Annotated in this window: 8 protein-coding genes and 1 pseudogene; 1 reads left to right on the top strand and 8 read right to left on the bottom strand. The window is 40.2% G+C overall.

From position 1 onward, the window contains the following. Window positions 1-243 (top strand): annotated as a pseudogene (locus tag ACF8CV_RS10660) (IS5/IS1182 family transposase); the annotation flags it as partial. Between the two features lie 519 nt (window positions 244-762). Here ACF8CV_RS10660 and ACF8CV_RS10655 read toward each other — a convergent pair. From ACF8CV_RS10655 to ACF8CV_RS10620, 8 genes are all read right to left on the bottom strand, one after another. Next, a complete protein-coding gene (locus ACF8CV_RS10655) occupies window positions 763-1,212 on the bottom strand; it encodes a GNAT family N-acetyltransferase (RefSeq protein ID WP_029835716.1) in 450 nt (149 codons plus the stop codon). Between the two features lie 169 nt (window positions 1,213-1,381). After that, on the bottom strand, window positions 1,382-1,924 hold the full coding sequence (locus ACF8CV_RS10650) for a GNAT family N-acetyltransferase (RefSeq protein WP_053809106.1): 543 nt from the start codon (window positions 1,922-1,924) through the stop codon (window positions 1,382-1,384). Window positions 1,925-1,934: 10 nt separating this feature from the next. Next, window positions 1,935-3,113: a MerR family transcriptional regulator gene (locus ACF8CV_RS10645; RefSeq protein WP_273992126.1), complete on the bottom strand. Its 1,179-nt coding sequence runs from the start codon at window positions 3,111-3,113 to the stop codon at window positions 1,935-1,937. 482 nt (window positions 3,114-3,595) lie between these two features. Then, entirely contained in the window at window positions 3,596-4,354 is a 759-nt protein-coding gene (locus ACF8CV_RS10640) for a metallophosphoesterase (RefSeq protein WP_053809108.1), read from the bottom strand. A gap of 855 nt (window positions 4,355-5,209) precedes the next feature. After that, window positions 5,210-5,614 (bottom strand): hypothetical protein, encoded by a 405-nt coding sequence (locus ACF8CV_RS10635; RefSeq protein WP_273992125.1) that lies wholly within the window; start codon window positions 5,612-5,614, stop codon window positions 5,210-5,212. Between the two features lie 44 nt (window positions 5,615-5,658). Then, entirely contained in the window at window positions 5,659-6,288 is a 630-nt protein-coding gene (locus tag ACF8CV_RS10630; RefSeq protein WP_045589061.1) for a hypothetical protein, read from the bottom strand. A gap of 153 nt (window positions 6,289-6,441) precedes the next feature. Next, window positions 6,442-7,188 carry a hypothetical protein gene (locus ACF8CV_RS10625; protein ID WP_273992124.1) on the bottom strand — a complete coding sequence of 249 codons (747 nt, stop codon included), beginning with the start codon at window positions 7,186-7,188 and terminating at the stop codon, window positions 6,442-6,444. Between the two features lie 1,021 nt (window positions 7,189-8,209). Continuing rightward, the coding region (locus ACF8CV_RS10620; RefSeq protein WP_392416836.1) for a hypothetical protein at window positions 8,210-9,241 on the bottom strand (1,032 nt) is incomplete at its 5' end.

Below are 9,241 nucleotides of genomic sequence, written 5' to 3'. Positions count from 1 at the left end.
CATCCTCGCAATTTGGCGGTAGGTTGTCAGAAGCTCTACGGCTCAAACAAAAAGTGGAAAAAGCGGTATGGTTATCATAAGCGCTCTCTATCAGAGACAGCCATGCATCGAGTGAAACAGTTGTTAGGTGGGAAATTAAGCCTAAGAAATTACAACGCTCAGGTTGGCGAGACTTACGCAATGATCAAAGCGCTGAACAAGCTTACGGGGCTAGGTATGCCTGAAACTCAGTATGTTGTTTAAAAATGAAGCATTATGGGCTGGTATGCCTTTTCTCTGAATTAAGCAACAAAGCCCAGAGAAATTGCCAATAATCCGCTAGCTTACGACGTTCTGAAGAACTTTCTCTTGTCTGAAGGCCGTAGTATTGCCAGACACGAGACTTATAAGAAAATCTTAGAGGTTTTTTAACGGTAGATTTAGTTATAAGTTTCGATTTGAGTTGAAATTTATTTCAGGGTACAAGTATTTCTAAGGATGGTTTGCATGTTATGCTGAAAAAGTGCATAACATGAATCTAACACAACTGGTTGAAGATGGAAGTTTTTGTCCATTTTCTTGAATCTCTGTAACAGTGATAAGCAGAGCCTGATTATGCTTTTGGATACTAAAAGTTATTAATAGGGTGAAAGTTAGTCCGTCGATGTCAAATTAAAAATGTCCAAAACCTTTCTAACCTAAGAGTCAGGATACATATATCTTGTCATAAATTGACCTATTTGGGGTAATGTTAAAGTGGGTACGATACTGATGACAATTCACTCAATTGCTTAAAATCATGATTTCGTAATCGGACTTTGAAAAATGAGCATTTTGATAAGCTCTAACAGCCGTACAGTTGTCTTTGTGAACATATAGGCGCAGCTCTAAGCCTTTTTGTACTTTCATTTCATGTTTTACCGCATCCAAAAGCAATGACATACGACCCTTGCCTCGCTGTGATTTGGATAAGAACATGCTTTGAATCCACCAGTAATAACCAGCGTTCCAGTCGCTCCATTCCCGAACCGCAGAGACACTCCCTACGGGAGTATCGTTCTCATCAACTAAAACCCAATAGGTAGCAATTGAAGGGTCACGCAGCGCAACCAGAATGCCCTTTTCAAGTGTTTCTGGGATCTTAATACTCCCCTCAGCCTCTCTTGCTTCTTCAGAAGTGAAGTTAACAAGGTAGGGTAAGTCATCTAAAACGGCTTTTCTTACTTTCATCATAGCCCTCAAATTTATCAGTGGTTTCTAAAGGTTATCAAAGAATAATTGCTTAGAACATACACGGTATGTCCGTTGTGACTAGGTGAGCATGGTAAGAGCGCCGCTTAGAAAATAGCGTTTAAGCATAGCCATCTAAATTCAGAAACGAAGGAATTTTCACGCCAATTAACTACCAATAATATGGATTGTCGATAGCGGGTAAGCATGTTGGTTTTCCCTCAATGTTAGGGAGCGCTTTACTGACTAAAGATTGTGCAATCCAACCTTCAGGGTAGGACAAGTCTAGCGGAGCTTGAATTATGTCCTGACTGATTGGAGCGAATCCTGTTTTTGAGTAAAAGTTGATATCCCCGTAAGTAATGGCAACGGTGATGCCTTTTTCTTTCAGTGTCGCTAACCCAAACTTGATCAATCCTTGACCTACACCTTGCCCATGACACTCTGTTGCAACGGCCACGGGGGCTAAAAGGAATATGTTTTCACCATTTGGAAACGATAGGCGAGAGAAAATGATGCTACCGATAATGCGTTCACTTTCATCTTGAGCAATAAACACATAAAGATCCTCATCTTTGGTTGGTAAAGTGAGAAAGTCTTCCACGAGTTTCGCAATTAATGCACCTTCTTCTTTACCCTCTGAATCCGAAAATGTGTTATTGAACAGTGTAATGATTTCTTGAGCTTGTTCTTGTTTGTACAAAGCGTATTTCATATATCTATCTCTAGTTTGCAATTTTTAAAATAAAGTACTGATAGGTAAAATCTTTTGCAGCACTGCGCTCGTAAATCGAAATCTCTTTGTTAATGTCCAATAACACTTGGGACGCAGGCATAGCAGCTTGTAATTCCTTAACTCGGTCTTGCAGAGGTTGCCAGTAGTTTTGCCATGCATCGACGCCTAATGAAAAGTGTTCGATCACGTCGTAGCCATGCTTTTTGAACAGAGCTAGCCGTTTAGGTATCGATTGAATGTCTGGGTAGTCTGCCAGCCAAAACTGTTTTGTCTCTTCGTCGGGAGAGTCAGTGAGCCAAACCAAATCACTCACCATCAACACGCCATTGTCTTTCAACAGAGGCTTCCATTGTTTTAGTGCGTTCTCCATTCCCATAATGTAGACGCAGCCTTCCGCCCAAATGGCATCAAAACTCTTTGCCTGAAATGGCAGTTCCGTCATGGAGGCACAAACAGGAGAAATCCGCTCATGTAACTGTGCATTTTGGATTTTTTTATTGAGCTGTTCGATGGCAATAGGCTCATTATCCACGGCGGTAATGTGCGCGGTACTGTTATCGGCTAGCAGTAATGTTGAGGTGCCAGTGCCGCAACCAATGTATAAAATATCGGTCATTGTCTGAGGAGACATTAATGAAATCGCTTTTAAAGAGTCCTTGTGACTCCCTGGCCCCCATCTTTCTAATGTTGCAAAGACCGTCATAAAGTCTTTCATGTAACTCTCGTGTTCGTTCATATCTTTTGATAGCCACTTCAATCGGAGCGCTTCTTTTTCACTGTAACCCTGCGTACTTAACCAGTTTAAGTAAGCGCTAGGCGCACTTTGACTCAGGGAATGGTGTAACTCTCTTTGTGGACGTTCCCCAAGTAACGCCAGTAGCAACTCACGAGCGTGGATTTTTTTATCAATTTCATGGTTGAGTTGCGTCAGCCGATTTTCCAATAAGCTTCTACTTAACTTCGCGTCCAAGCATTGTTCGCACTCTTTCAATGAGAGTCCTGCGCTTTGAAGTTGCTGAATCAATAACAGTCGCTGCAAATCGTTTTCGCTGTAATAGCGATATCCATTGTCAAGACGCTGGCCGTTAATCAGCCCTAACTTCTCGTAATAGAGTAAGGTGGTGCGAGAGATACCCACCTTCGTCGCCAGTTCAGAAATCAAATACATGTGCGATTTGACCCAGTGTTCTTAGTATTTGGATAGTATGAACTGTAGAGTAGTAGACAGGTCAAGTAGACTTGTTCGAATTTTTCACCAACAGTGGCAGAAGTGAGATGATGGTGGTGAGGACTGCGGATGATTTTGAGATACTAGTCGGTAGCTAGTAGCCAGTTTTCAATACCAGAACTTATTTATGAATAGCTAAATTAGCAAACTCCCTAAAACAGAATTGTCCATCTTCGAGCTAATTGGTGTAGCTAGCTCAGAGCTGCCACAAAGTTAGATAACGCGCAATTGAACGTAATTTCAATCATCGCAGTTTGTATTACCTTTCCTAATGTATAGAACTCTAACTACTGTGGCCAAAATTGCTAAGCCGCTAAAGGTAAGATTCGATGCAATTAAAAATAGTGATTGCTATTGCAACAACTCTAAGCTTGTTTGCTACAATTTTAGCCTTGTGCATCGACAAGGAGGGGGCCTGTACGTTAATTAACGTTGTAGGATTTGCTATTCATCTTTCCTGGCTTAAGAGGACCAGATCCCTTTGGGTTGCAAATAAAGAGCACATCATTACCAATCATTTTTTCAATGGGCTCGTGTTGGTGACCAGCTATCCAAACTTTAGCCCTATTAATAATGTCATCACTTAAATTGGCATGATAGAAAGGGGCGTATCGGCTATTCGCGTCTGACTCTCTAGCAAATGAAGCTTTGTTGGGTAGGTGGTGAGACACAACGATATCTACCTTTTCAGGCATATTATCGATGAAGGCATGGTGCATTTCATCGACCAATCTATTGTTCAAGAAATTCATATCGTTCATTAGTAGTTCGTAATTGTATTGCTCTTCTTTATTCAAAGAGAGTAGCGGAAACCACAATGTCCCACCGTAGATCTTGGTGCCATCAATCTCGACCATTTCGTTATCCAAGAAGTATAGGTTTGGCGTTTCGTCTGCATGTTTTTTTAAGCGAGGGATCGGTGAATGCTTTATGGCAGAAGCGTATGGTATGTTTGTCACTGACTCTTTGCATTTGTTTGAATACCACTCGTGATTACCACTGATTAAAACAACATTTTTAAAGTGTGTACAAAGGATACGCTTAATATAAGAGACTCCGTGTAGTGCATTAGACACGTCACCCGCAATAATAAGGGTGGCATCTTTGTCGAAGTCAATCCATGTATCACGTCTGATGTTATTGATATCTAGGTGTAGGTCGCTTACTGGAATGAACTTCATGTGTACCTCGCTATAAACCTTACTGATTACAGCGATTGATAATACACAATAATCATTGGTTGTCGTTTAACTGTTGCCAAAACTATTAAGCCCGATTGTAAAACAGCTTATTTCATACATTATCTCTACCCAAAAACTTGCTAGGACTCGACTGTACCTAGAGGGGAAAGCTAACTGAAACCTGACTGTGTTGTGATTATCGACGATAAATGAAGCTGTTCTTTGCATCCTCTTAAATCGTTCAGTAACAAGCGTCATCTACTCGACATCAACGTACCAGATTGACTTCGCCTAGCACGAAGCTCCCCCTTTACGTACGACAACTAGGAAGAAATTCTTCTCAGTTGCTTTTCAACTCACTAGTTTTCCTTAGTAATTGCTCCCCCCACTCACCGCTTTACCCCGAGGTAAGATGCCACCCTTTCCCATAGCTCTGCCTGGTTTACATAATCACACTTCTGTTCGAGACTTCGGGCTATTCTATCTCTAGCTAGGTTACCCAAGTTGACTATGCCTACTACCAGATTTCTGTTCGTCAAAGCTATGTTTTGCCATTTGCTTCCTTCAGATTCCACCTCACGATGGACACCCTTGCATAGGCTAACGTTTCCTGCTCGACAAGGCACGTAGAGGACTTTCACCTCCTAGGTTGACACCATGCTCGGCGCACTAGAAAACTACAGAGCAAAGCTCTGTAGTCTAGATAACTCTGCGCCAATAGAATAAATAGATGGGTGTAACTGTTAAAATCAAACTGAGCTGGTGGGAAATAGGCGCTCAAGGGCTTCTAGTAAGATCAATACCAATTTAAATCGTCGGAAGAACAGTGGCTATGATAAAGAGGTATACATCACATCAAAGCGTATCGTAGCGGCTTTCTTTCACAGAAACGCACCCACTGATTTCTAACGTATCGATATTTTGGTTTAGCGTTTCAATAAGTAGAAACAAGACTTGTTCGAACTTTTCGCTGGGTAGTTTATTGCGAAATAGCTCAGTGGTGGCAACATCACTAAACTGCTTTTTGAATAAAAAAATTCGTCGGCGGAGGTGTTTGTTTAAGTGTAGGGCTTCTGGGGTTAATCCGAGCTGGTCTACCGTGCTTATCTGCTGATTTAGCTTGAGCAAATCCAACTGAAACTCCAGTAATGTAACTTGTTCTTCTAGTTTCAGGGAATTCTGTTTTTGCCTTTCAAGTAAGTCATAGAGATGGTTTACCTGTGATGTAAGACGTGGTCTCTGTAACGTGGTCAAGTTCATTCCGTCAACCTTAAAGCCCCAAAAATGGGGCGTTGTTAACAACATTAGCGGATTAGAGGTGCGAATCGATTGAGTCCTTTTTTTGCAAGATAGAAATCAACGTATTGCCAGAAGGTAAATGTATCAAGAGGCAACTGATCATCGTCTTCAATACCGAGCACCGATGCATCTCCCGTAGCCTCAAACTCATCGATTTGCTCATCAGAAGCCTTGTGATAGCAGTTCTGAGCCAGTTCATTAATAATGTCTGTTTCGCTATAACCATTAAATTTGGCTACTTCATTTGCCGTAACATCCATTCCGCAAGTTAGACCTAGAGGATGAGGTTCTGGGTTCGAGAGGAGAGCATCCAATAGAGATTGATCTACAAACGTTCCAGCATCATGCCAGAGGTGGATGTCCCTGATAGTAAAAATCAGCCAGTAGCATGAGTTTATTGCTACTTCCCAACCAAGTAAGTTAAGCTCTCGCACGATTTGTTTTCTATCTTGATCAGATAATGGCATTCCTAAAATCTGTTGCACGACGGTCTCCTGCAATTTAAATTTAGGGTCAACCTGTTCTCTTGCTGCGTCCTTATAATCAGGCGAATTACAATAGGTAACTAGAACAAGCTTGGCTACTTGTTTCATCGTCAGCGAATCTTGAGGTGTGTATCTTCGATTAATCGCCATGAGAATTCCTCTTATTGGTTTTGCTGGTTTTGCTGATATCAAAACACCTCATCCAATATCTAGGGAGATGTTTAATAACTCATCGGGGGATAATTTGGGGCAGTTATACCAATAGCCCCAAAAATAGTCTCACCATTTTGACTACAATTCAGGTCACTCGGCCTCGAATTCTAAGTAACCAAGTTGTGCAAGAAGATCTTCAGTCACATCAGTTGGTTGGCTAGCGCCTTGCGCCCGAATCCAAATGCGAATGGTGTCTCCCAAGCTTTTGCGACTGTCACTTTTATCTGATGCGAATTCTTGGTGGAGATCAAATGGCGCTAATGCGTGATTCAAACAACCAAGAATATCTGCTTTTGAGTTGAGTCTGCCTTCTTGGTGATAATGCTCTGTAAAAGCTCGCACAATCGAGGTTTCTACCAACGCAGACGGAAACCAATCGACTGCATATTTATAAGAAATTATCCAATTGGGGCCATTCACCCAACTAATTGACCGATCACTGGAAGAAAATGCCCCCTCCGAAGCCATCGCTAGTTTGTCGGTTAATCCAGCCATGCATGAACTAACGATTAGTCCTTTAATTTTTTTTCCATGCTCACGGATAAGCTCGGTAGTTTTGTTGATGGTAGCATCGGCAATACGCTTGCCATCTCCATGCCCACCGATATACAGAATCTTTATATCCTCACGAGTATCAACGAGATGTTCTAGCGCTTTCTCAAGCGATTTGTTGTCGTAATAATTACAGTTGTAGATATTCAGTTGTGGCTTGTCAGTGCTATCGTTAACCAGCTTTTTCACTCCTTCAAAGAACGGAATGCAACTGGCTTGGTCATGGTTAGTTTTAAAGGAAAACCAAGGGGCCTCGGCAACTAAAAGTGCGACGTTTTTACTCATTTTTTCTCGTTGTATTTGGTAGTTCAAAATGTATCTGACTAATTGCATGCAAACTTATCTATATAACATTTTAAAAACTATGTATATATTTTTATCAAAGCTTCTGGATGGGAGATCTGACTCCATCGTTTAGAACAATTGACTGACTAACGAGGCAGAACAGTGTTCACTCTTGATAGAAGATGCACAAAGCAAAGCTTTGTAGGGGATAACTATGTATATGTACATGGCATTGATAATAAGATCTGATTAAACTGGCGGAGAATAGGCACTCAAATAATCCCAAAAAGCAGTGAGGAATTATAAGGTCTATCAATAATACTGTTCTCTTAAACTTATATCTAAAATCGCCATTAATTTTTTGTTTTTTGTTTTTTGTTTTTTTAATCTGAAAAAAATAAGTTATGTTTGAACACTGTTCTGAAAATTTTAGTCCTGAGTTTAACCTTTATATCCCCCACAACAATACAAATCGATCGGCAGGATGAAGGCTTTCTAGAAGCAGAAAACAGCTACAGATAACCAGAAAATTATTGAATTACAAAGCGAAATTTTTTGATGCACGAAAAACCACATTGCAGACGAAGCAGACAAACCTCTCTGCACGAAAGTTTGCTCTACGTGCGAACAAATAAAAAAGTGTCACACGAAGCACTAAAACTGTCTTTTGCGACACAGCAATTGCGCTCTACGACAACGGAAAAAAATCAACAAGAGCAAATTTTGCTCATTTGTTTTTAATTTTTCGGTCTTGCTCCTTATATTAAAGCTATAACCGTTATAATAGTTATAACAGTCATAATAGTTATAACATATTTTTTTGAGGGAATGTAGCTTTATTTAGGTCCCAAAGAATAGTAACTCATAATAAAAATAGAAATTTCATTCTTATTTAAAAAATAAAAGTTTAAGGAGCTAAATAAAAATATTTTTTCACGAAAAATCATGCTGCTTGCCAGCATGAATACATTTAGTTTTTTACCTATTTAACAATCAAATTATTATAGTTGACCTTCTAGTGCTAAATGATCTTACTCTTCAATTTGTATACGGCAGCTCTTGACACACCGAGTCTTTTCGCAATCTCATTCATCGTGATGGAAGGATCGTTATCTCTTTCTATTAATAGCTGTTTCAACTGCTCACGCTTAGCTGTGTTAGTATTGGTGCCTTGTTTCGCTCCGCTTAGAACGGGGAAATTATTAACTAGCGTAAACGCTTCATATCTGCGTAAACAATTTAAGAGTGTCAAAGATTTTTGTATGTTGTTAGAGCTATCTAGCCATATATACGCATCTTTTATTTTCCATAAGTTTGCCTCTATTTCCCCTCCAAGCAATCTAGCAACATCAACAATCCATTTATCGTAACAAGAGGCCGAGTCGCCAGTAGCACAAACCTGCTTGTAAGCATGGGGGTAATGCTCGCGTGAAAATGTAAGTACAGCTTCGGAATAGCTTTGCCAATCAGCTTTATCTCGATCAAGTTTGAGTAGTTCAGACATAATCAATCTCGGTTCTATTGAGAATAAATTAAGCCAACGGAAAAAAATTCTTGCATCCAGGTTTTCTTTGCCTTGTTTATGGTCTTCTAGCTTACTTTGCGCATCTTCATCATCACTATGGCGATAGACGGCAGAAATCAATCTTCTTATGGCTTTCTTATATGCTAAAGCACTCTTAGAAGAATGATGATCGCGACAATAGTATGGAGACTGATTCACTCGTTTGTAGCAAAGCGCACAGAAAGGTAAAGCCAAAGTAGTGTGTTTTTTTTGAGTATTGTCAGATGACGGCCTTTGAGGTGTCAATCCCTTCGCTTTAACGAGCATTTGCTCAATCACATCGACATATTCGATGACTAAAATATCTTGATTTTGAAGTGTTGGTTTTTTCTCATCACTCATATTTTTAGTTCTAAAGTCGATGAGCTTATCTATTGTGCTGGATACCCCCCCGCAGAAACGTACAAATTCTTTAATCGTATCAGGCTCCTTACCTGTAAACGTTTTTAAAAACGGAATGTACAGAAGGAGTACCTTTGATACTGTTCG

This window comes from Vibrio sp. zbq_1 (assembly GCF_043102935.1).
Classification (GTDB): Bacteria; Pseudomonadota; Gammaproteobacteria; order Enterobacterales; family Vibrionaceae; genus Vibrio; species Vibrio parahaemolyticus.
This window is presented reverse-complemented; position numbering and strand designations above follow the sequence as displayed.